Annotated in this window: 23 protein-coding genes; 17 read left to right on the top strand and 6 right to left on the bottom strand. The window is 62.9% G+C overall.

The genetic code is table 11. The features are described 5' to 3' along the window. Nucleotides 1–851 (bottom strand): metallopeptidase TldD-related protein (locus LQT98_RS19085; RefSeq protein ID WP_231464358.1); only part of this gene is annotated, 851 nt, incomplete at its 3' end. An 85-nt stretch (nucleotides 852–936) separates the two neighbouring features. On the opposite strand from LQT98_RS19085, the gene yjgA reads away from it, so the two are divergent. From yjgA to LQT98_RS19060, 5 genes are read left to right on the top strand one after another with little or no spacing between them, the layout of a single operon-like run. Beyond that, nucleotides 937–1,488 carry a ribosome biogenesis factor YjgA gene (gene yjgA / locus LQT98_RS19080; protein WP_048411793.1) on the top strand — a complete coding sequence of 184 codons (552 nt, stop codon included), beginning with the start codon at nucleotides 937–939 and terminating at the stop codon, nucleotides 1,486–1,488. After that, complete coding sequence (mog, locus tag LQT98_RS19075; protein ID WP_048411794.1) at nucleotides 1,488–2,066, top strand: molybdopterin adenylyltransferase; 579 nt, start codon at nucleotides 1,488–1,490, stop codon at nucleotides 2,064–2,066. The genes yjgA and mog overlap by 1 nt, the downstream gene beginning before the upstream one ends. Before the next feature lie 3 nt (nucleotides 2,067–2,069). Further along, nucleotides 2,070–3,017, top strand: coding sequence for a YheT family hydrolase (locus LQT98_RS19070; protein ID WP_231464356.1), 948 nt, complete (start codon nucleotides 2,070–2,072; stop codon nucleotides 3,015–3,017). 57 nt (nucleotides 3,018–3,074) lie between these two features. After that, entirely contained in the window at nucleotides 3,075–4,391 is a 1,317-nt protein-coding gene (locus tag LQT98_RS19065; RefSeq protein WP_231464354.1) for an MFS transporter, read from the top strand. Nucleotides 4,392–4,399: 8 nt separating this feature from the next. Then, entirely contained in the window at nucleotides 4,400–4,969 is a 570-nt protein-coding gene (locus tag LQT98_RS19060) for a hypothetical protein (protein ID WP_231464352.1), read from the top strand. 139 nt (nucleotides 4,970–5,108) lie between these two features. On the opposite strand, the gene LQT98_RS19055 is transcribed toward LQT98_RS19060, so the two are convergent. Then, entirely contained in the window at nucleotides 5,109–6,260 is a 1,152-nt protein-coding gene (locus LQT98_RS19055) for an HD-GYP domain-containing protein (RefSeq protein WP_048411797.1), read from the bottom strand. A gap of 173 nt (nucleotides 6,261–6,433) precedes the next feature. Here LQT98_RS19055 and LQT98_RS19050 point away from each other — a divergent pair, with 173 nt between their 5' ends. Next, on the top strand, nucleotides 6,434–7,279 hold the full coding sequence (locus tag LQT98_RS19050; RefSeq protein ID WP_231464350.1) for a dienelactone hydrolase family protein: 846 nt from the start codon (nucleotides 6,434–6,436) through the stop codon (nucleotides 7,277–7,279). 7 nt (nucleotides 7,280–7,286) lie between these two features. Here LQT98_RS19050 and LQT98_RS19045 read toward each other — a convergent pair whose 3' ends face one another. Next, nucleotides 7,287–8,393 (bottom strand): HD-GYP domain-containing protein, encoded by a 1,107-nt coding sequence (locus LQT98_RS19045; protein WP_231464347.1) that lies wholly within the window; start codon nucleotides 8,391–8,393, stop codon nucleotides 7,287–7,289. Between the two features lie 153 nt (nucleotides 8,394–8,546). Between LQT98_RS19045 and LQT98_RS19040 the strand changes: the two genes are divergently transcribed. From LQT98_RS19040 to LQT98_RS19025, 4 genes are all read left to right on the top strand, one after another. Then, the gene (locus LQT98_RS19040) at nucleotides 8,547–9,134 is read left to right on the top strand and encodes an HD domain-containing protein (RefSeq protein WP_231464345.1); all 588 of its coding nucleotides are present in this window, start codon (nucleotides 8,547–8,549) and stop codon (nucleotides 9,132–9,134) included. A 239-nt stretch (nucleotides 9,135–9,373) separates the two neighbouring features. Next, complete coding sequence (locus LQT98_RS19035; RefSeq protein ID WP_019101682.1) at nucleotides 9,374–9,577, top strand: cold-shock protein; 204 nt, start codon at nucleotides 9,374–9,376, stop codon at nucleotides 9,575–9,577. An 81-nt stretch (nucleotides 9,578–9,658) separates the two neighbouring features. After that, nucleotides 9,659–10,219, top strand: a complete 561-nt coding sequence (locus LQT98_RS19030; protein WP_048411801.1) for a DUF1415 domain-containing protein — start codon at nucleotides 9,659–9,661, stop codon at nucleotides 10,217–10,219. Nucleotides 10,220–10,300: 81 nt separating this feature from the next. Further along, nucleotides 10,301–11,035, top strand: a complete 735-nt coding sequence (locus tag LQT98_RS19025; RefSeq protein WP_048411802.1) for a hypothetical protein — start codon at nucleotides 10,301–10,303, stop codon at nucleotides 11,033–11,035. Between the two features lie 10 nt (nucleotides 11,036–11,045). Here LQT98_RS19025 and LQT98_RS19020 read toward each other — a convergent pair whose 3' ends face one another. From LQT98_RS19020 to LQT98_RS19010, 3 genes are all read right to left on the bottom strand, one after another. Beyond that, entirely contained in the window at nucleotides 11,046–11,621 is a 576-nt protein-coding gene (locus LQT98_RS19020) for a lysophospholipid acyltransferase family protein (RefSeq protein ID WP_048411803.1), read from the bottom strand. Nucleotides 11,622–11,815: 194 nt separating this feature from the next. Continuing rightward, nucleotides 11,816–12,442 (bottom strand): helix-turn-helix transcriptional regulator, encoded by a 627-nt coding sequence (locus LQT98_RS19015; RefSeq protein WP_231464343.1) that lies wholly within the window; start codon nucleotides 12,440–12,442, stop codon nucleotides 11,816–11,818. 11 nt (nucleotides 12,443–12,453) lie between these two features. Continuing rightward, nucleotides 12,454–13,674, bottom strand: coding sequence for an MFS transporter (locus tag LQT98_RS19010; RefSeq protein ID WP_231464341.1), 1,221 nt, complete (start codon nucleotides 13,672–13,674; stop codon nucleotides 12,454–12,456). 216 nt (nucleotides 13,675–13,890) lie between these two features. Between LQT98_RS19010 and LQT98_RS19005 the strand changes: the two genes are divergently transcribed. The 7 genes from LQT98_RS19005 (at nucleotide 13,891) to LQT98_RS18975 (ending at nucleotide 21,073) form a co-directional block, all read left to right on the top strand. Beyond that, nucleotides 13,891–14,118, top strand: coding sequence for a glycine zipper 2TM domain-containing protein (locus tag LQT98_RS19005; RefSeq protein ID WP_231464339.1), 228 nt, complete (start codon nucleotides 13,891–13,893; stop codon nucleotides 14,116–14,118). A gap of 96 nt (nucleotides 14,119–14,214) precedes the next feature. Beyond that, nucleotides 14,215–15,582 (top strand): deoxyguanosinetriphosphate triphosphohydrolase, encoded by a 1,368-nt coding sequence (locus LQT98_RS19000; protein WP_231464337.1) that lies wholly within the window; start codon nucleotides 14,215–14,217, stop codon nucleotides 15,580–15,582. Nucleotides 15,583–15,629: 47 nt separating this feature from the next. Then, on the top strand, nucleotides 15,630–16,271 hold the full coding sequence (locus LQT98_RS18995; RefSeq protein WP_231464335.1) for a histidine phosphatase family protein: 642 nt from the start codon (nucleotides 15,630–15,632) through the stop codon (nucleotides 16,269–16,271). 70 nt (nucleotides 16,272–16,341) lie between these two features. Next, nucleotides 16,342–16,734, top strand: coding sequence for a peptide-methionine (R)-S-oxide reductase MsrB (gene msrB / locus LQT98_RS18990; RefSeq protein ID WP_231464333.1), 393 nt, complete (start codon nucleotides 16,342–16,344; stop codon nucleotides 16,732–16,734). An 877-nt stretch (nucleotides 16,735–17,611) separates the two neighbouring features. Further along, nucleotides 17,612–18,280 (top strand): hypothetical protein, encoded by a 669-nt coding sequence (locus LQT98_RS18985; protein WP_231464331.1) that lies wholly within the window; start codon nucleotides 17,612–17,614, stop codon nucleotides 18,278–18,280. A 2-nt stretch (nucleotides 18,281–18,282) separates the two neighbouring features. Further along, complete coding sequence (locus LQT98_RS18980) at nucleotides 18,283–20,106, top strand: DDE-type integrase/transposase/recombinase (protein ID WP_231464329.1); 1,824 nt, start codon at nucleotides 18,283–18,285, stop codon at nucleotides 20,104–20,106. After that, a complete protein-coding gene (locus LQT98_RS18975) occupies nucleotides 20,099–21,073 on the top strand; it encodes a TniB family NTP-binding protein (protein WP_231464327.1) in 975 nt (324 codons plus the stop codon). Before LQT98_RS18980 ends, LQT98_RS18975 begins: the two co-directional genes overlap by 8 nt.

Here is a 21,073-nt window from a genome sequence, read left to right as displayed (position 1 = left end):
TTGGCCGACATCACCGGCTTGCCCAGCGAATCCAGCAAGAAGGACGATTTGCGGTACAGACTGCCGCCGCTGATGGCGGCCACCAAATGGCCGAGCAAGGACGACGCCACCGGCGCCTCGAACACCACCGGGTACTGCCCGGTCTTCACCTTGCGCGCGCCCAGGCGCCGCGCGGCGCGCTGGCCGGCCTTGGCGCCGATGGCCTCCGGCGCGTCCAGGTCCTCGCGCCGCCGCGCCGACGAATACCAGTAATCGCGCTGCATCGCGCCCTCGGCCTCGGCCACCACCGCCGCGGAAATGCTGTGGCGGCTGCTGGCGTAGCCGGCGATGAAGCCATGGCTGTTGGCGTAGGCGAAGTGGCTGGATTGCGAGGACGCGGTGCCGCCCTCGGAATTGCGGATGCGCGGATCGGCCGCCAGCGCCGCTGCCTCGCAGGACTTGGCCAGCTCGATGGCCTCCTCCACCGGCAGCGCCCACGGGTGGTACAGGCTGAGGTCGGGAAACTCGCTGGCCATCAATTGGGAATCGGCCAGACCGGCGCACGGGTCCTCGGCGGTGTAGCGCGCGATGTCCAGCGCCGCGCGCACGGTGTCGGCCAAGGCCTCTTCGGAAAAATCGGAAGTGCTGGCATGGCCCTTCTTCTGCCCCAGGTAGACGGTCACGCCCACGCCCTTGTCCTGGTTATACTCAATGGTTTCCACCTCGGACAGGCGCACGCTCACGGTCTGGCCCAGGCCCTCGGAAACATCGGCCTCGGCGGCGCTGGCGCCCTCGGCCTTGGCAAGCTCGATCACGCGGGAGGCGATGCCTTCCAGCTCGGCTTGGCTGAAACTGAATGTCTTGTCTGCCATAGTGTCTTTCGCAATGGTCGAAACGGCCGGAGGCCTTTTCCGGTATCATACCAGCCTTGAGAAAACCGATTGAGAATTGCCAACGATGACCCATTACCAGAACGACAGCCCGGACGACGGCTACGTCAGCAAATCCCAGCGCAAGCGCGACATGGATGCGCTGCAGGACCTGGGCCGCGAACTGGTGGAGCTGTCCAAGGACACGCTGAAGAAAATGCAGCTGCCGGAAGACTTGCTCACCGCTATTCTGGACTATAAACGCTTTACCGCGCACGGCGCGCTGCGCCGCCAGCTGCAATACATCGGCAAGCTGATGCGCGACGTGGACCCGGAACCGATCCAGCAATACCTGCTGATTCTCAAGGGCGAATCGTCCGAGCACATCGCCTGGCAGCATCTGCTGGAACGCTGGCGCGAACGGCTGATGGAGGACGACAAGATGCTGGCCAGCTTCGTCAGCGACTTCCCCGCCGCCGATCCGCAGCAACTGCGCACGCTGATCCGCAACGCGCGCAAGGAAAAGCAGGACAACAAGCCTCCCAAGTCCTTCCGCCTGCTCTACCAGGCCATCAAGGACGTAATCCCGGAACCGGGCAAGCCGCGGCTGCAACAGCAGGACCAAGAGGACGACGAGTGATGTTGAAGGTAGGCCTGGTTTCCATCTCCGACCGCGCCAGCAGCGGCGTTTACGAAGACAAGGGCATCCCGGCGCTGCAAGACTGGCTGGCCGCCGCGCTGGCCAGCCCCTTCGCCGTCGTCGCCCGCCTGATCCCGGACGAACAGCCTCAGATCGAAGCCACGCTCAAGGCGCTGGTGGACGAGGAAGGCTGCCAACTGGTGCTGACCACCGGCGGCACCGGCCCGGCGGCGCGCGACGTGACCCCGGAAGCCACGCTGGCGGTGGCGGACCGCGAAATGCCCGGCTTTGGCGAGCAGATGCGCCAGATCAGCCTGCGCTTCGTGCCCACCGCCATCCTGTCGCGCCAAGTGGGCGTGATCCGCAAGCAGGCGCTGATCCTCAACCTGCCCGGCCAGCCCAAGGCGATCAAGGAAACGCTGGAAGGCCTGCGCGGCGCCGACGGCCAAGTGGAGGTGCCCGGCATCTTCGCCGCCGTGCCTTATTGCATCGACCTGCTGGACGGCCCCTATATCGAAACCCATGAGGCGATGGTCAAGGCCTTCCGCCCCAAGTCGGCGCAGAAAAAACCGGCCTGAGCCATGGCTTACCAGTCCCCCGCCTGGCTGCGCGGCGGCCATGCCCAAACCATCTGGCCGGCGCTGGCGATCAAGACGAGCCGACCCGACTACCGCCGCGAGCTGTGGGACACGCCGGATGGCGCCCGCATCGCGCTGGACTTCGTGTCCGGGCGGCCCGGCGCGCCGCTGGTGGTATTGTTCCACGGCTTGGAAGGCAGCAGCGACAGCCACTACGCGCGCGCGCTGATGCAGGCCGTGCAGCGGCGCGGCTGGAACGGCGTGGTGCCGCATTTCCGCGGTTGCGGCGGCGTGGACAATCCCTTGCCGCGCGCCTATCACGCCGGCGACGGCGCCGAGGTGGGCTGGATTCTGAGCCGGCTGGCGCAACGCTTCCCGGTGCTGGCCGCCGCCGCGGTGTCGCTGGGCGGCAGCATGCTGCTCAACTACCTGGCCGACGAAGGCGCGCAGGCGCTGCCGCGCGCGGCGGCGGCGGTGTCCGCGCCCTTGGACCTGGTGGCGGCCAGCACCCGGCTGGACCGCGGCCTGGGCAAGCTGCTGTACACCCGCATGTTCATGGACACGCTCAAGCCCAAGGCGCTGGAATCGCTGCAGCGCCACCCCGGCCTGTTCGACGGCGGCAAGCTCAGCCGCGCGCGCACCTTCATCGAGTTCGACGATTTGGTCACCGCGCCCATCCATGGCTTCGGCACCGCGCTCAACTACTGGCAAAGCGCCAGCGCCAAGCCGCGGCTGGGTCAGATCGCCCGCCCCACCCTGGTGCTGAACGCGCGCAACGACCCCTTTCTACCGGAACAGGCGCTGCCGCGCCAGGACGAGGCCGCGGCCTGCGTCACGCTGGAGTTTCCGCGCCACGGCGGCCACGTCGGCTTCGCCTCCGGCGCCTTCCCCGGCACGCTGGACTGGCTGCCGTCCCGCTTGCTGGAATTCTTCGAACCGCATCTGGATTGACTGCGCGGCGCTTTCTGCGCATCTTGACGGCATCCCACCCTCAAGCGAAAACGCCGCATGGCTTCCGACACCGTCAAGACTTCCGTCCTGCGCAAGACCTATCTGCGCATTCTCCTGCCGCTGTTCATCGCCTCGGTGCTGGCCTTTCTTGACCGGGTCAACGTCAGTTACGCGGCCCTGACCATGAACGCCGACCTCGGCTTCGACGCCAAGGTCTACGGCCTGGCCGCCGGCATTTTCTTCGCCGGCTACGTCTTGTTCGAAGTGCCGGGCGCGATTCTGGCCGAGCGCTGGAGCCCCAGCCGCTGGATCGCCCGCATCCTGTTCTCCTGGGGCGCGGTCAGCATGTTGCTGGGCCTGGTGCAGAACGAATGGCAGTTCTATGTCCTGCGCTTCTTGCTGGGCGTGTGCGAGGCCAGCTTCTACCCGGTGATCTACGCCTCGGTGATCCCGCGCTGGTTCGTCGCGGAAACCCGCGCCCGCGCCATTTCCATCACCTTGAGCTCGCTGCTGGTTTCCGCCATCGTCGGCGCGCCGCTGGCCGGCTGGATGGTGGGCCTGCAACCCTTAGGCCTCAAGGGCTGGCAAAGCCTGTTCCTGCTTGAGGGCGGCGTCACCGTGCTCTACGGCTGCGCCGTCCTGCTGTGGCTGCAAGACGACCCGGCCAAAGCCCGCTGGCTGAGCATGGAGGAAAAGCGCTATCTGCTCGATACGCTAAAGACGGAGCAAGCCGCCACGCGTCTACAACAACCGGCCAGCTTGCGCCAGGCGCTGGCGCAGCCGGCGGTGCTGCGGCTGTGCCTGATCTATTTCCTGTGGATCACCGGCTTCTGGGGTTTCAGCTTCTGGATGCCCACGGTGATCAAGAACGCCTCCGGCTGGTCGCCGCTCGCCATCGGCCTCGCCTCCGGCGTGCCGATGCTGGCGGCGCTGGCCGCCATGCTGTGGCTGGGGCATTCCTCCTCGCGGCGAGCGGAAAAGCGCTGGCATGTGGCGCTGCCGCTCCTGCTCGCCGCCGCCGGTTTCCTGCTTGGCGCGCTGAGCGACCATATCGTCGTTGCGCTGCTCTCCGTCACCATCGTCGCCATCGGCGTCTACAGCCCGATGGGCGTGTGGTGGTCCATCCCCACCACCTTTCTCACCGGCACGCTGGCCGCCGGCGCCATCGGTCTGATCAACTCGGCGGGCAATATCGGCGGCTTCATCGGCCCTTACGCGCTGGGCCTGATCGAGGCCGCCACCGGCAGCCATACCCTGGCCTATTTCTGGCTCAGCGGCTCGCTGCTGCTCAGCGCGCTCCTAGTGCTGGGCTTGAAACCGCCAGCGCGAACAGCGGACAATCCAACTCAAACCGCCGCTTCCGGCGGCCGATAGGACGCACCATGCTGAAACAAACCCTCGCCATCGCCCTCTGCGCGCTATTGCTCACCGGCTGCGCCAGCATGGCCGACCGCCTGCGCGGCTCGCTGGAACCGCCGGCGGAACGCGGCTACGCCATCCTGTCGCTGACCGGCAAATCCGCCAACCCGGACAGCGCGATGCTGGGCCTGAACATCGCCAACGCCTCCGGCCGCATCGTGGCCGCCGACAGCGCCAGCCTGCTGACCGACACCGTGTTCGGCGAACTAGGCAAGTCCATGGCCGAGGGCAAATTGCTGCTGTTCACGCTGGAGCCGGGTCAGTACCGGGTGGAACAAGTGTGGGCCAATTGGCTGGAAGACGGCGCTTGGGGCGTCAGCCGCAAGATGCGCAGCTTCCGCCTGGCAGCGCCGTTCGAGGTGAAACGCGGCGAGGCGGTCTACTTGGGCAATGTGAATGTGGAAATGAGCTTTTTGCCGGAAGCACAACTGCGCAATGAAACCGAGCGCGATCTCGCGCATATCCGCCGCATCTGGAAGATCAAGGATGTCTCCGGCATCCAGCTGCGGCCGCTGGGGCAAACACGGCCCTGAGCGTCTGTTAGAAATATCGGAACCGGCTCAAAACCCGGCATGGCCGCCGACAAAGCGAAAGGCTCATACCGGGTATGAGCCTTTCGAAACCACTACGCCTCTCTACCCGCCGCAGACCACGAACCGGAGCTGAACCCGCTCACTTCTGCCACAGCTTGGCCAGATAGGCCGGCTTCACCGTCGCGGCCGCTAGCGGCACGGCTTCCAGCACCCGGTAGGCGTTCTGCCGGGTGTCGCGCAATAGCGCGTCGGCGTAGGGCGCGCCATCCAGCTTGCGCAAGGCCGCCACCCGCGGCGCATTGGCCCGGTCGCTGCGATGGGTGACCACGCCGATCTCGTTGCTGGCCAGCTTGACGAAGCTGCCCGGCGGATACACGCCCAGCTCCTTGATCAACAAGGCCGCGTGCTGAGGATCGAAATCGCCCAGCTCGCCACGGTACAAGCTGCCTATCACTAGCGCCGGCAGCGCCGGTTGCGGCTGATGTATGCAGGAACACAACACATCCACCATGTGCAGCAAGGCGGCGTCCGGGTGAATCTCCTCGTCGCGCAGGCCCTGCGGGTAGCCATCGCCGCCGCGCTGCTCCTGATGGGTTTGCACCAATAGATGCCAATGCTCGTCCACCACCCCGGCCTCGCGCAGAATGGCGGAACCGACGATGGGATGGGCGTATAAATCGTCGCGCTGCGCCGCGTCCGGCGGCGTTTGCTGCCGCGATAGCTGATTCAGCAGACCGGTGATCGCCAGATTCATGCTCAAGGCCGCGCCCACCACCGCCTGCAAGCGCGCCTCCTCCATGCCCAGCCGCCGCCCCAGCACCGCCATGATGGCGGCCACGTGCACGCTGTGGGCGCTGCCGATATCGCGGTAGGGCGTCAGCAGCACGCTGGCCAGCACCCCGTCCGGCTGCTTGCTGGCCAGGCGGATCAGGGAGGCGGCCATGTCGGCCAGCCGGCCAGCCAGCCCCGGCACCGCCAGGCCGTGCAATAACAGGCCCTCGGCGCGCCGGGTCTGGAAGCCCAGCTCCATGATGGGATTGGGCTGCACCTGGGCCGCGGCTTCTTTCTCGCGCTGCGCCGCGCGCTCCAGTTGCTCGCGCTCCAGGCGCGCGGCCACTTCCTCGCTATCTCCATGGGCAATCGATACCAGCCGCTCGCGCTGCTCCGGCGTCAGCACGTAATGCCCCTTCTTCAACAGCAGCAGGCCGTTCTTGGCATAAACATCCACCGGCAGTTGCCCGCCGATGCGCAGGAAGCTGGTAGGCAGCTTCACCTTGGTGGAGTCCGGCATAATCTATATAAGTTTCGTTAAGTCATGCTTCAACAGCTGTGAATAATGCCGCATTCCCTCCGCGGCTGGAAGCCCCGGCGACCTTCCCCGCACGCCAGCTTGCCTCCGCATACCAACGGCATTAATCTGTGCATTCCTATTCCTCCCCGTACACCAAGCCGGAGAATTCGCTTATGACCAGCAATCGACCCATCGACGCCTCGCGCAGGGACTTTCTGAACAGCGCGGTGGGCGTGGGCTTCGCATTGGCGGTGCAACCCATTGCCGCCAGCGCCATCATCACCGACGGCGCCGGCCTCAGCGCCGGCGCGGTGGAAATCCCGACCGGACCGGCCATCATGCCCGGCTACGCCGCCAAACCGGCCGCCGCCAGCGGGCCGCTGCCGGTGGTGCTGGTGGTACAGGAAATCTTCGGCGTGCATGAACACATCCGCGATCTGTGCCGCCGCCTGGCCAAGGCCGGCTACCTGGCGGTGGCGCCGGAACTGTATTTCCGTCAGGGCGATCCCAGCAAGGTCGCCAGCATCAGCGAACTGGTCAGCGGCCTGGTCAGCAAAGTGCCGGACAGCCAGGTACTGGCCGATCTCGACGCCACGCTGGCCTGGGCCGGCGGCAACGGCGGCGACGCCAAACGCGCTGCCATCACCGGCTTTTGCTGGGGCGGCCGCCAAGTGTGGCTGTACGCCGCGCACAATCCCAGGATCAAGGCCGGCGTCGCCTGGTACGGCCGGCTGCAAGGCGAGCCCAGCGCCAACACCCCGCGTCAGCCGCTGGACATCGTCGCCCAGCTGCACGCGCCGGTGCTCGGCCTCTACGGCGGCCTGGACAAGGGCATCCCGCTGGAATCGGTGGACAAGATGAAGGCCGCCTTGCGCGTCGCCGGCAAACCGTCCGAAATCGTGGTTTACCCGGAAGCGGACCACGGCTTCAACGCCGACTACCGCCCCTCTTACAACGCCGCCGCCGCCAACGACGGCTGGCAGCGCATGTTGCAGTGGTTCAAGCAACACGGCGCCTGACACCGGCTCATCCTCCCGCCGGCCGCCTGGCGCACGCCGCCAGCCGCAGGCGGATCACCTGGTTGAAACGCGCCAGCCACAGCGGGTCGAACTGCCGCTCGGAGGCGTTGATCTCGGCGATGGCGCGCATCATCGAATGGCGCAAACCACGGTGGGCGTGCTTCAAGGTCACCGCCTCGAACGCGTCCACTAGCGCCAGGATGCGCGCGCCGTCGCAGATTTCGGCGCCGCGCAGGCCCAGCGGATAGCCGCGGCCGTCCGGCATTTCATGATGCTGGGCCACCATGCGCGCCGCGCCGGCCCAGGCCGGCATCCGCTCCAGCAGCCCGGCCGCCCAACCTGGATGCTCCGCCATCTGGCGACGCTCCAGCTCGCTCATCCGCCCGTTCTTGAGCCAAAACGACTCCGGCAGCAGCATCATGCCGATGTCGTGCATATAAACGGCGGCTTCCAATTGGTCATCGTCCACCACCCCCGGCGCCTGGCGGCTGGCCTCCAGCGCCAGCGCCAGATTGCGTTCGGTACGGCCCAGGAACTGCGGCAAGCGCTGTTCGAACTGCACCGCCAGCAGCCGGAAAAAGGCCAAATCGCCGCGGCTGGCCAGCAAGGCGGCGTCCACCGGCGCTTCCGGCGCCATCGCGTGCAAGGGTATGCCGGTGATCTGCTCCACCAGTTGGCGGCAATGCTGCAACAATTCGCCAACCGGGGACTCGACCGTGCCGTTCAGCGCGTGCAATAGCAAGGGCAGCTGCAGATCATCCAGCAACTCGTGGTTTTCCAACGCCTCCAGCGCCAAGCCCAGCCGGTCCATCACCAGCAGCATCACATCGCCTATCGAATCTTCATAAGCCACCTCGCCGCTGCGCAAGCGCTCCAGCAAGCTCTCCAGCGCATGCACGAAAGGCACCACGAAGCGCACCTGGCACATGCTGGCATCGCCCTTGATGCTATGCAGCAGACGGAACAGCTGATCGATCTGAGCGGCATCGGTATCGCCGAAGCCCAGCTGGCACACCAGGTGCTCGACCTGCGGCGCGTAATCGCTCATCACTTCCATAAAGTCATGGAACGCTTCCGGTTCCACGATTTCCAACGACAGCTCCTGCTTGCCCATGCCTCCCCCCGTTTTCAACCGCCGTCATTCCCAGTATATGCAGCATGCGGCAAAGCGTGCGACGACACCCTTCTCAAAGCGCCGTCCGCCGCGCATAATTTGCGCCCCGGCGCCTCGCCAAGCCTCTCTTTCCCCATCCCCATGCCAAACTCAATGGACACGCTGCAACAGCATATCGCCTTCATCATCGAAGTGGACAAGCTCAAGACCGTGCTGCGCAAAACCAAGACCGCCCACGCCGACCGCTACGAAAACTCCGCGGAGCACAGCTGGCAGATCGCCTTGTTCGCGCTCAATCTGCGCGACTTCGCCGCCGAGCCGGTGGACATCGACAAGGTGGTGCGCATGTTGTTAATTCATGACCTGGGGGAAATCGATACCGGCGACACCCTGGTCTACGCCGCAGGCGGCGCCGCCGAGCGCGAAGCCGAGGAGCTGGCGGCGATGCGCCGCATCCTGGGCCTGCTGCCCCAGCCCATGTCCGGGCAACTGCTGGCGCTGTGGCAGGAATTCGAAGCGCGCAAGAGTCCGGAAGCGCGTTTCGCCCGCGCGATAGACCGGCTGATGCCCATCCTGCTGAACCTGCGATCCGGCGGCCAAAGCTGGCGCGAGAACGGCGTCAGCAAAGAACAGGTGCTGGCGATGGCGGTTGGAAAAGTGGAGGACGGCTGTCCGCTGGCCGCGAGCTGGCTGCGCGCGGAATTGGAGCGCGCGGAGCAGGCCGGTTATTTCGGCGCCTGAGCGTCTTGCCGCAAAAACCGGCACAAAGGCCAGGGCTTCTGAAAAAACAGCAGAAAAACCCTGACAGCCATGCAGAAAACGCTTGCCATGTCCCGGAACTATAGGCACTATTCCTGCCGCAGGATGCTCAAGTTGTGGATGTGTTGTTGTCGTAGTGGCATTAAGTCCGTACCTCAGTCGCCATTTCCCTTGAACTTCGTGCCTTTTATTTCAACTGCTCGTTTTGAGGAATAAACAAAATGGCAACCGGTACCGTTAAGTGGTTCAACGACTCCAAAGGTTTTGGCTTTATCACCCCGGATGAAGGCGGCGACGACGTGTTCGCTCACTTCTCCCAGATCAATGCCAAAGGCTTCCGCACCCTGGCCGAAAACCAGCGCGTTAGCTTTGACGTCGTAGACGGCCCGAAAGGCAAACAAGCCTCCAACATCCAGCCCATCTAATCCTCGCGATTAGTACAGCTTGATGAAAACCCGGCCTCGCGCCGGGTTTTTTGCATTCACGCCCCAACGCAAGGACTCCCCATGCCCGCCCTCGACGACCACGAAGCCATCATCGCCACCACCAAGGAATGGCTGGAAAAAGCGGTGATCGGACTGAATCTGTGTCCATTCGCCAAAAGCGTCTACGTGAAGCAGCAAGTGCGCTACGTGGTCAGCGACGCCAGCCGGCCGGACCAACTGGCGCAAGAACTGGCCACCGAACTGCAATTGCTGGCCGACACCGATCCGAGCGAAATCGACACCACCTTGCTGATCCACCCGCGCGCGCTGCAACGCTTCCTGGATTTCAACGACTTCCTCGATATCGCCGACGCCATCGTCGAGGACATGGGACTGGACGGCGAACTGCAAGTGGCCAGCTTCCACCCCAAGTTCCAGTTCGAGGGCAGCGGCGTCAACGATATCGAGAACTACACCAACCGCGCGCCCTACCCCACGCTGCACCTGCTGCGCGAAGCCAGCATCGGCCGCGCGGTGGAGGCCTTCCCGCAGGCGGAAGCGATTTACGAAAAGAATATCGAGACTCTGCAACAGCTGGGCCTGGACGGCTGGAAAGCGCTGTTCGCGAACAAGACACCGTAAGCACAAACTCGCCGCGCATTGCCAAGCGCGCCGCGCGCATGGTACACCAACGGGCATCCAACCCTTGGAGTTCAGCCGCCCATGTCGCTCAGGCCCCTGCTGCCGCTCGCCGCGCTATTGTTGAGCGCCTGCGCTTACACCCCGGTGCAGAAACCCGTCGCCGGCGATGATTTCCGCGGCAACGAACTGGGGCAAAGCAGCGCCAACCGCATGGCCAACCTGGCCATGCGCGACAATCTGGCCAGCCTGCAAACCCTGCTGGAAAAACTGTACAAGCGCAATCCCAAGGAATGGCGCAAGGCCGGCGCCGCCGACTACCCGTCGGCGCTGCGCCAGGTCATGGCCGCCATCCGCAACAACACGCCGCTGCCGGCGCTGCGCGGACAGCGCTCCATCGCCGCGATGAGCACCGCCTTCGATCCCGGCTTCGGCGGCGACCGCGCCGGCGCGCTGATCTACGGCATAGGCTCGATGCTGGTGGACGCCTACGGCGGCCGCACCGAGCTATTCCTGGTGCACGGGCTGGACGCGCAGCAACTGGCCAACGCCTCGCACAATCTGGAAGTGGCCGCCTGGATGCTGAACAACCGCCAAATCAGCGGCGCCCCGGTGCTGCTGTCCAATGAAATCGGCAGCGTGCGCAATCTGTCCTTCGAGCGCGAGTTCGGCAAGATGATGGCCAGGCTGGACCTGCTGGCGGAACTGAGCGACGAGAAACTGCGCCGCAGCGCCATCGATTTCGGCCAATCGCTGATCGCCGGCCCCTTCCTGCAATTCCTGCCGGTCAGCGCCGCCGCCCAGGCGGCGGCTCCGTGAAGCGCCGGACTCAGCCTCGGCGCGGGTGCTTGCCTATCTTGTCGCTATAGAACGCGCGGATGCGCGGCATATCGGCATCGATATCGCCGCTGGGCTGGAACATCGGGCCAAAGCCCGCCTCCTTGCGACTGTAATCCAGATAGGCCAGCGCCACCGGCACGCCAGCGCCGCAGGCGATGTGATAAAAGCCGGTTTTCCACTCGTCCACCGCCTTGCGGGTGCCCTCGGGCGGAATCGCCACCACCAGGCGGCTGGAACGCTGGTACACCTCCACCATCTGCTGCACCAGGGAGTTGTTCTGATGCCGCTTGACCGGAATGCCGCCCAGCCAGCGCATCAGCGGGCCCATCGGGCCGGCGAACAGCGTGTGCTTGCCCATCCAGTAAATCTTGGCCCGCGAGGCGAAGCACAAGGCCAGCGTCAGCGGGAAATCCCAGTTGCTGGTATGCGGCGCGCCGATCAGCACGTATTTGTCCAGCTTGGGGAATTCCCCCCGTAGCTTCCAGCCGCTCAATTTGAGCAGCACGATGGATAGCCAGCGGAACAAGGGCCGGATCACAGGCGTGTCGAAAATGGTGAAGTGCATGAGGGTCCTGAGCAAGGGCCTTGCCGCAGGACGGGAGAGCAGCAGTATAGACATGGCGCCGCCCAGCGTCGGGCAAGCGCCAACCACGTGGAAAAACGCCGGAATGTACCTGATAAAACCATCCGGGTAAATCTGTATTGCGAAATACAATCAGGCCACGCAAGCCCATGAATTCAAACGGCAAGCGCGCCGGTTCAGTCCGGCAATGGCACGATGCGATACACGCAGCGCCGCCCGCCGTCGGCCAGCGCGTGCTCGACGCGCTCCACCGCCGCCGCCGGCCCCAGCACACGCTCAAACAGCGCCAGCTCCGAGCGGCACAAACCCTGGCACTGCCGCGCCGCCGCGCAGATCGGACAATGATTCTCCAATAGCAGCCAGCCGGCGCCGTCCGGCTGCAATTCCGCCATATAGCCTTCCTGGCTGCGTATCCGCGCCAGCGCGTCCAGCCGCTGCGGCAGACCCTCCGCGCCGGACATCGCCCGAAGGTAATCCGCTTCCGACTGCTCCTCGCGGCGCTGGATCAGACGCTCCAGCCCGGCCTCGCCGAACACCGCCCGCACCTGCTCCAGCAATTGCAGCGTCAAGTCCGAGTGACGGTCGGGAAAGCGGCCATGACCGCGCTCGCTCAAACGCCAGAGCTGAACCGGCCTGCCCACGCCCTGGGCCTGGGTTTCCGTCTCCGCCAGCCCCTTCTCCTCCAAGGCCTGCAACTGCTTGCGCGCGCCCATGCTGGTCAGCCCCAGCTCCGCCGCCAGCGCCTGCGCCGTCAGCGCTCCGCGCGTTTTCAGCAGATACAGCGCCCGATCCGCGCTATTCATGCCCGCTCCCGTCATGCCTGCGCCGCATCACGTATCACCCCCTGCAAACTGACGGCGGCCACCGCGCAAGTCAGCGCGCCCAGGACCAGCACCAGGCGGGTATCCAGAATGGTCAGCACGCTGCCCAGCAAGGCCACCAGCACATTGGCCACGCAGAAAATCGTGGTCAGCAAACCCATCACGCTGCCCTGCCCCAGGCTGGCGAAACGCTCGGAGCACCAGCTGGGCAGGATGGCGTTGTAAATCGCCAGCGGCACGCCCAGCGCCACGATCAGGCCGACGCCGGTCCACGGCAGCTCCGCCAGCAGGCTCAGCGCCAACAAGCCCAGCGCCACCCAGCCGGCATTGAGCCGCGCCAGCTCCAATGGCGCCCGCTGATGCCCAAGCTTGCCCAGCAAGGCGCTGGCCGAGGTCATCAGCACGCACATCGCCGCGGTCACCAGCGCGATGCCGCGACTGTCCAGCCGCGCGTACTCCACCAGCCACAAGGGGTAGAACTCGTAAAACGCGTTGACCCCGATGGCGAACGCCAGCTGCATCCAGAACAAGCGCGCCAGCAGCGGGTCCGCCGCCAAGAGCCGGAAGGAGTGCTGGCCGCGCATCACCTGCAGCAAGGACTGGTCCTGATGCATGCGCTCGCCGGTTTCCGGCAGGAAGGCCAGCAACACCAGCAGGCACAGCAACATCGCGCCGGCCGCCAGCAGGAAGGGCACCGCCTCGCCCAGCGGCAAAGTCAGTCCGCCGATCAGCGGCCCCACCAGCCAGCCGGTGTACAGCACCGCATTGAGGATGGCGAAGGAACGCGCGCGATCAAGCTGCGGATGCAGATCCGCGACAATGGCCCGTGCCACCGCCACATTGCCCTCGGTCAGCCCGGTGACGAAGCGCGCCATCACGAACAGCAAATACCAGCGGCTCCACAGCGCATACGCCGTCAGCAGATAGCCGGCGAAGGTCAGCAGCAAGGTGCCGGTCAGCACCCGACGCCGTCCCAGCCGGTCCGACAAGGCGCCGATCAAGGTGCTGCCCAACAAGATGCCCAGCGGGTTGGCCGCCAACGCCAGGCCCAGCAGCAGCTTGGGCGGCAGGCCCAGGAAATGGTTGAAACCGTCCGGCGCGGAATCCACGAAGATGGGCGCTAGAATGGGATAAGGCATGGCCACGCCGGCCGTGCTCATCAGCGCCACCAGACAGACTGTCAGCAGAATCAGTTTTGGATGGGAGACATTCATGACGCATACCAATTGAACGATGGCCCATGCTAAACCGGCCCCGGCAATAAGTAAACAAAATGGTTTACTTAAACTTTCTTCCCCGCGGAAAAACATCAATACAGCATATGGAATGATGTACGTATGGTTACGAAATGGCGCGCAAAAAAAGGAACCAGATGGCATTCCCGGCGTCTCAAACAGCACAAGACCTACTTTATGTTTTTGGAGACTCTCATGACATCGATTACCAGCAAGCCCGCCTTTAAAGCGATTGCCGCCAGCCTGCTCGCCGTCAGCCTGTTGTCCGGCTGCGCCAATATGTCCAAGCGTCAGCAAAACACCGCCATCGGCGCGGCCGCCGGCGCCGTGCTCGGCTCCGTGCTCACCAGCGGCGACGCCATCGGCACCGTGGGCGGCGCCGCAGTAGGCGGCGTGATCGGCCACCAGACCGGCAAACGCTGAAACCCAGTCTGATTTCACCGAGCCAGCCTTGCGCTGGCTCTTTTGTTTTGTGCGCCGCGCCCATATCATCAAAGCACTAGCATCACGGGCCACGCCATGACTTCCACCGCACGCATGAATTGGGAACGACTCCTCTCCACCAAACGCTTCAAGGTCATCCAGGGCCAAGTCAAGGAGACCCGCACCCCGGCCACCGAGGAAGGCAGCCCCGGACTGCGCACCGATTTCCACATCGACCACGACCGCGTGGTGTTCTCCAGCGCCTTCCGCCGGCTGGGACGCAAGACCCAGGTCCACCCGCTGGCGCGCCACGATCACACCCACAACCGCCTGACCCACAGCGTGGAAGTGGCCAGCGTGGGCCGCAGTCTGGGCAACCGCGTCGGCATGATGATGCAACATGCCCACTTGCTGCCGGACAACTATACCCCGCACGACATCGGCGCCGTGGTGCAAGTGGCCTGCCTGGCTCACGACATCGGCAATCCGCCCTTCGGCCACACCGGCGAATACGCGCTGCGCGACTGGTTCCGCGCCGAGCGCAACGCGCACTGGCTGCACGGCTTGGCGCCGGAGGAAATCCGCGATGTACAGACCTACGAAGGCAACGCCCACGGCCTGCGCATGCTGGCCACGCTGGAGATGTACACCGGCGAAGGCGGCATGCGCCTCACCGCCGCCGCGCTGGGCGCGCTGATCAAATACCCGTGGACATCGGACGCCGAAGCCGCCCAGGCGCGCGACAAATTCAATATCTACCGCACCGAGCTGCCCTATTTCCAACGCGTGGCCGCGGAGCTGGGCCTGCTGCCCAAGGGCGTGATGCAATGGAGCCGCCACCCGCTGTCCTACCTGATGGAAGCCGCCGACGACATCTGCTACGCCATCCTGGATCTGGAAGACGCGGTGGAGATCGGCATCCTGGACTTCAAGGAATTCGAAACCCTGTTCTCCGGCTTCACCGAATACGAACGCATCTGGGACATGCAGGATGTGCGGCAGAAATGCGGCACCCTGCGCGGCATCGCCATCGGCCGCTGCGTCAGCGAAGTGGCGGAGAAATTCATGCTGCACCACGACAGCCTGCTGCGCGGCGAATTCCCGGCCAAGGACTTGATCAATCTATGCGGCTCGCAGGTGCAGGACGCGCTGATCCACGCCAAGGAACTGGCCAGCACCCGCGTCTACCGCCACCGCACCAAGCTGGTGACCGAACTCGCCTCCTACCCGTGCATGGCCGGCATCCTGGACGCGCTGATCCCCGCCGCCCACGCTTACATCAGCAAGGGCGCCGAGCGCCTGAGCCCGCGCGAGCACCTGGCCATGGGCTTGCTGGAACAGCATATCCGCGGTGACGACAGCCTGTATCAGGCCTATATGAAAGTATTGGACTTCGTCGGCGGCATGACCGACAACTACGCCGCCAACCTGGCGCGCGACATTTCCGGCGTGGGCATACTTTAACTCCGCCCCGCCGTATTTTCGGCAGTTAAAAAAACAGAAAGACAGGAATGCAGCACACCACCCGTTTTTGCATCGTCCGCCATGGCGAAACCGACTGGAACCGCGAATATCGATTGCAAGGCCACACCGACATCCCCCTCAACCCCACCGGCCAGGAACAGGCGGCCAGCCTGGGCCGCGCGCTATGGCCGGGGCGTTACGCCTTCGACGCGCTCTACGTCAGCGACCTAACCCGCACCCGCCAAACCGCCGCGCCGCTGCAAGCCGGCCTGGGCCTGGCGCCCACCTACAGCGCCGCGCTGCGCGAGCGCCACATGGGCGTGTTCCAGGGCCTAACCTATGCCGAGGCGGAACAGAGCATCCGCGACGACTATCTGCAACTCAAATCCCGCGATCCGGACTACGACCTCAAGGGCGGGGAAAGCCTCAATGTCTTCATGCGCCGCATCGGCGACGGCTTCACCGACATCGCTCGCCGCCACCTGGGCCAGACCCTGCTGGTGGTCACCCACGGCGGCGTGCTGGAAATGATGTATCGGCTGGCCACCGGCAAGCCGATGTCCGAAGCCCGCGACTTCCCCATCCCCAACGCGGCCTTGAACTGGCTGAGCTATTGCGATGGACACTGGCGCGTGGACCAATGGGCCGACGAATCCCATCTGGCCGCCGCGCTGGACGAAATCCAGTAAACACGGCAGCCGCTGTAAGCCGCGGCTGCGCCTGGCGACTCACTGCCAAGCGCCCATCACGGAGAACCTCATGAGCACCCGCAAAACCGATCAAGAATGGCAAGGGCAGCTGACGCCGGAACAATATCGCGTCACCCGCCAGGCCGGCACCGAACGCCCGTTCAGCGGCGAACACTATACCCGCACCGAGAACGGCGACTATCACTGCGTCTGCTGCGGCACCCTGCTGTTCCACAGCGACAGCAAGTACGACCCTGGCTGCGGCTGGCCCAGCTTCTGGGCCGAAGCCGCCGGCGCGCGCATCGCCCGCATCGTCGACCACTCCCACGGCATGACTCGGGTCGAAGTGCGCTGCTCGGAATGCGACGCCCACCTGGGCCACGTCTTCCCGGACGGCCCCGAACCCAGCGGCGAGCGCTACTGCATCAACTCGGTGGCGCTGACGTTCACGCCCAAGGCTTGAGCAGTAGTGTTGTAGGTTTTCAAAGTTACCGCACACTCTTTGCACACAGTTGAAATTGCACCAACATGGGGCATAGCCATTACATGCTATGCCCTTTGTTATTTCAACTCAACAAATGGGCACACAAAGTACCTTAGCTTTCCATTCACTCCACTGCTTTACCACACTCCTATTCAATCCCTAGCTCATCATAATTTCCAAAATGGCCACTTTATTTGTTTTTCCTCACAAAATATCAATTGCAAAAAAACAACAAATCGAAAATCGCATTGATTCACTTGAGTTTATTTAACTCAATTGGCATTTTAAAATTTCCATCTGCAATTCCAGTATAAAAAACATGTACTAGAATTGCACTTTCCGTCGAGATAGGTCGGAAAAAATATAGGGAAAGCACTCATATTTGCCAACAATCGCGACAAACCTTAGGATGTAGAAAATATGACAGGAATGGTCTAGCTTGGAAGATGGGAAACCAATTGAAGCGTGGACTAGACCATCAAGATGGAGGCACTGGCCAAATACACGAGATAGCAAAGAGTGCCTGCACATAACAGAACAGGGCACCCCTTTTCAGAGGTGCCCTGCTTGCGAGCAGTCAACACGATCAATGCCACCTAGCCGAACGAGATACTGCTCTCACAAAGTACCCCGCTCGCCAGTAAACGAAAGGATCGCATACACCAGATAACAAAACAGGACACCCCTTTACAGAAGTGCCCCGCTTGCCAGTGTAGGTGACTACACGATACATCTCTCACGAAGCTAGTATCGTCAACTCCCCTCCGCTGGTCAAGCTTCCTATACGCCTTTTTTCTAGATCTCAATTTTTGAGAGGCACCCACACGCCTTTCTCAAGCTGAGGCAGGAGCTTGTCATGTCGCATACCAATAAAGAAGTATCCATTTCAATACTTAGAGAGCTACTGAACTCCACGACCCCTGCTCGCGATGTAGTTCATCGGCACGGATGTTCATATCGCGGCTTCTTCCAGTCAAAAAAGGCTTTCGCAGGAGCGATCCCTTTCGAATCAGGACTCGCCAGAGATGCTCTTCGAACATTTGAACTTGCCCCCGAAGTGACCATGATCGTCCCGGAACCGTTCGCTTTTCATTATGAAATGGACGGGTTAATCCGGCACTACACCCCTGACTACTTGTTGTTTCTGCGCGACGGGCGTCGTGCTGTTGTTGAAGTCAAATGGCAAGCGGAGGCAGATCAGCCAGCAAACCAGCTCCGCTTCGACGCTATCGGCAGGCAGATAGCACGTGCCAACGCCATGTTCGCCGTTCTAACTGAAAGACAGCTACGCGATCCAGTCTTACAGAAGAACATGTCGTTGATAGAAAGCCACAAGCACCTTCAGTTATCGACTGACATCATCAGCAAGATCTTGAGCAGCCTGCGTCACGGCGATCAACTCCTGGGACAGCTTACCGATAGCATAGGCTGCCAAAATCTCGTCCTAGCAGCCATCGGGCAAGGCATTCTTGCCATAGACCTACGCCGCCCACTGACTAACGAAACCAAGATCAGGAGGGTATGAGCATGGCTACTCTCAATCAAGCCACCAGCCTGAATCTTGCGGGACAACTCGTCCCTACTCCTCTCGACACTCCACCGCAATTGGGGCGGACTTTTGAATCGTATCCTGCAGGTGCTCAACAAGAGGCACTACGACGCCGTGCCTACATCGATGCGCTTGCAGCACAGCACTCAGTTCGTCATACGCAGGACATGCTGAAGGAATTAGCCCAACGGGTTGCGGCAAGGATCGGGGATGTGTCACCGCCATCAGCCATATCCATCTATCGCTGGCACAAAAGCTTTGTGACCAGCGGGCACGATCTGCGTGCGCTCATCCCTAAATTTCATGCCCGCGGCGGTAGCGGCCAGCGACTCCAAGCAGAACAGCTATCGCTACTGGAGAAGGCTGTTGACCAGACTTTCCTTAGCTTGCAACGGAAGTCGATTTCTTCAACCTATGAAACCCTATTAAGCTCAATCGCCTATGAAAACTCTCAACGAGCAGGCAAGAGCCTTATCGCTCCACCCTCCTATGCGACAGTACGGCGCTATATCCGCTCGCTTCCCTGCTATGAGGTCGACCTTGCCCGCTACGGACGCGAGTACACCCGCAAAAAGTACCGGCACAGCAGCATCACACCCGCCACGATGTACCTGCTGGAACGCGTCGAAATTGACCATACGCCATTCAACATCTTTGTCATCGATGAGGAATCTATGCTGGTGCTGGGGCGCCCGTACATCACGGTGATCATCGATTGCCACACGCGCATGATCCTGGGCTTCTACTTGTCGTTCTCGCCACCCAGTATCGAGGCAGTGCTGCGTTGCTTGCAGCACGCCATCGGCAACAAAGACTATGTGAAAGAGCGGTACCCCGACATCCAGCATGACTGGCCATGCCATGGCATTCCCACCACCGCTGTCGTCGACAACGGATTGGAGTTTCACTCCCAGGACCTGCTGCGCGCCACTTTCGAACTGGGCATCAACTATCAGTTCTGCCCGCCCCGCACGCCCTGGTTCAAACCCATAATCGAGCGATCGCTGCGAACGCTGGCGGAACAGTTCGCCCATCAACTACCCGGCACCAGCTTTGCCAACTGGTTTGACCGCTATGGCTATGACCCACTGAAAGAGTCGATCGTCACCCTGTCAGAGCTGGTCCACGCCCTGCACATCTGGATCATCGACATCTACTCCCAGACGTACCATCGAGGCCTGAAGCAGACGCCGTATGCCGCCTGGCAACGCGCGGCGGAAATCGTCACGCCTCGCACCATCGATCCTGATCGCTTACGGCTAGTGCTCTCCAAGCAGGCTGAACGTGTGCTGGGGCATGCCGGCATTGAGCTGCATGGCTTGCGTTACAACTGCAAAGATCTACTCCCTTGGCGCAAACAGCTCGGCGATCGTATCAAAGTGCAGGTCCGTTTCGATCCAGACAACCTGGGCTCGATTTTCGCCCTCCACCCGCAGACCAAAGAGGCCATGCTCGTTCCCTGCCTCACCCCGGACTACGCCGAGGGACTGCAACTGCACCAGCACAAGCTGATTCTGGCCGCGATGCGCAAGGAAGGCCTGGCATCCGCCGATCCGCTATCGCTGGCTCGGGCCAAGGTGCACATGCAGGAGGTGGTCGGCCTATTGCTACAAAGCCGTAAGCTGGCCGATCGCAAACGCGCCGCTCGGGCCAAAGGCTCGCACTCAAGCAAGGTGATGACCACCGGCAAGTTGCCTCCTACGATTTCAGAGGACGCGGAACTCCCCCCGACAGACAGCTGGTCACCGCCCAGTACGTTGCCCGTGCTCGCGCACGATCCGGAAGGAGATGACCATGAGTGAGCGTTATACGCTGGCAGACCTTCGACGGGCGGAGCGGATCCAGATCCTGCATCCACAATTCAGCACGGCGCTGGAAAGGCTGTCGCACAGCCATGCCCTGTCGCGCCAAGGCGCCGCTGCCAGGCATCTGCTGCTGATTGGCGCGTCCGGCACCGGCAAGACCTCGGTGCTGCACAGCTTTGCCAAACAGTACCCCAGCTACGAAACGGAGGAAGCAACGATACGCCCAGTGGTGTATGTCCAAGTGCCTGCCCACCCGACCATCCGAGGCCTGGCGGAGGCCATTCTGATCGCGCTAGGGGCCGACGTTCAGCTCCGGGGCAGCACCGCGGAGAAGACCAACCAGATCGTGCAGCTGATCCGCGGCGGTAAAACCGAAGCCTTGCTGCTGGATGAGTTCCATCACTTCGTCGACGCCGGCCGTAGAACCTTCGAGGAGGTCACCGAGTGGCTGAAGACCCTGATCGATCAGATCGCCATTCCCACGGTACTGTCCGGCCTGCCAGAGTGCGAGTGGATCCTGCGCTCCAACGAGCAGTTGCGCCGTCGCTTCGCCGCCCGCGTGGCGCTGACGCCGATCGGTTTCTCCTGCAACGAGGACAAGTCCTTGTTCCGCGACGTCGTCCATGCCTGGGACACGCAGATCAACCAAGGACGCCCAACCTGGGGACTCGCCGAGTGGGAGTGCGTCAGGCGCCTGCACTATGCCAGCAATGGCCTGCTCGGCTATCTCTCCAAGGTGATTCTGGGGGGATTGGAATGCTTAATTAAACAGGATCAGCACAATCTCGACCAAAGCATTTTGGCCATGGCTTTCTCCAACTATGTCTGGCGAGACAGCCTGCCTGAGCTGAATCCCTTCGATACCAACTTTGTATTCCGACGCCTAAACCAGCCTGACGAGCCATTCGAGCCCACCCGGTTCTCCCGCCGGAACGCGCCCAAAGCCGCCATCCCCGCGTTGTAA

Source organism: Chromobacterium aquaticum (assembly GCF_021129195.1).
Taxonomy (GTDB): Bacteria; Pseudomonadota; Gammaproteobacteria; order Burkholderiales; family Chromobacteriaceae; genus Chromobacterium; species Chromobacterium aquaticum.
The sequence above is the reverse complement of the archived record's forward strand: the minus strand, read 5'-3'. Positions and strand labels throughout refer to the sequence as shown.

What these genes read in the sequence shown, in the direction of transcription:
- LQT98_RS19010 (WP_231464341.1), bottom strand. Translation starts at nt 13,674, where the DNA reads ATGAATGTCTCCCATCCAAAACTGATTCTGCTGACAGTCTGTCTGGTG.
- LQT98_RS18985 (WP_231464331.1), top strand. Translation starts at nt 17,612, where the DNA reads ATGTCGCATACCAATAAAGAAGTATCCATTTCAATACTTAGAGAGCTA.
- LQT98_RS19050 (WP_231464350.1), top strand. Translation starts at nt 6,434, where the DNA reads ATGACCAGCAATCGACCCATCGACGCCTCGCGCAGGGACTTTCTGAAC.
- LQT98_RS19065 (WP_231464354.1), top strand. Translation starts at nt 3,075, where the DNA reads ATGGCTTCCGACACCGTCAAGACTTCCGTCCTGCGCAAGACCTATCTG.
- LQT98_RS19045 (WP_231464347.1), bottom strand. Translation starts at nt 8,393, where the DNA reads ATGGGCAAGCAGGAGCTGTCGTTGGAAATCGTGGAACCGGAAGCGTTC.
- LQT98_RS19000 (WP_231464337.1), top strand. Translation starts at nt 14,215, where the DNA reads ATGACTTCCACCGCACGCATGAATTGGGAACGACTCCTCTCCACCAAA.
- LQT98_RS19035 (WP_019101682.1), top strand. Translation starts at nt 9,374, where the DNA reads ATGGCAACCGGTACCGTTAAGTGGTTCAACGACTCCAAAGGTTTTGGC.
- LQT98_RS19070 (WP_231464356.1), top strand. Translation starts at nt 2,070, where the DNA reads ATGGCTTACCAGTCCCCCGCCTGGCTGCGCGGCGGCCATGCCCAAACC.
- LQT98_RS18980 (WP_231464329.1), top strand. Translation starts at nt 18,283, where the DNA reads ATGGCTACTCTCAATCAAGCCACCAGCCTGAATCTTGCGGGACAACTC.
- LQT98_RS19020 (WP_048411803.1), bottom strand. Translation starts at nt 11,621, where the DNA reads ATGCACTTCACCATTTTCGACACGCCTGTGATCCGGCCCTTGTTCCGC.
- LQT98_RS19040 (WP_231464345.1), top strand. Translation starts at nt 8,547, where the DNA reads ATGGACACGCTGCAACAGCATATCGCCTTCATCATCGAAGTGGACAAG.
- LQT98_RS18975 (WP_231464327.1), top strand. Translation starts at nt 20,099, where the DNA reads ATGAGTGAGCGTTATACGCTGGCAGACCTTCGACGGGCGGAGCGGATC.
- LQT98_RS19060 (WP_231464352.1), top strand. Translation starts at nt 4,400, where the DNA reads ATGCTGAAACAAACCCTCGCCATCGCCCTCTGCGCGCTATTGCTCACC.
- LQT98_RS19015 (WP_231464343.1), bottom strand. Translation starts at nt 12,442, where the DNA reads ATGAATAGCGCGGATCGGGCGCTGTATCTGCTGAAAACGCGCGGAGCG.
- LQT98_RS19005 (WP_231464339.1), top strand. Translation starts at nt 13,891, where the DNA reads ATGACATCGATTACCAGCAAGCCCGCCTTTAAAGCGATTGCCGCCAGC.
- LQT98_RS19055 (WP_048411797.1), bottom strand. Translation starts at nt 6,260, where the DNA reads ATGCCGGACTCCACCAAGGTGAAGCTGCCTACCAGCTTCCTGCGCATC.
- mog (WP_048411794.1), top strand. Translation starts at nt 1,488, where the DNA reads ATGTTGAAGGTAGGCCTGGTTTCCATCTCCGACCGCGCCAGCAGCGGC.
- LQT98_RS19025 (WP_048411802.1), top strand. Translation starts at nt 10,301, where the DNA reads ATGTCGCTCAGGCCCCTGCTGCCGCTCGCCGCGCTATTGTTGAGCGCC.
- msrB (WP_231464333.1), top strand. Translation starts at nt 16,342, where the DNA reads ATGAGCACCCGCAAAACCGATCAAGAATGGCAAGGGCAGCTGACGCCG.
- LQT98_RS18995 (WP_231464335.1), top strand. Translation starts at nt 15,630, where the DNA reads ATGCAGCACACCACCCGTTTTTGCATCGTCCGCCATGGCGAAACCGAC.
- LQT98_RS19030 (WP_048411801.1), top strand. Translation starts at nt 9,659, where the DNA reads ATGCCCGCCCTCGACGACCACGAAGCCATCATCGCCACCACCAAGGAA.
- yjgA (WP_048411793.1), top strand. Translation starts at nt 937, where the DNA reads ATGACCCATTACCAGAACGACAGCCCGGACGACGGCTACGTCAGCAAA.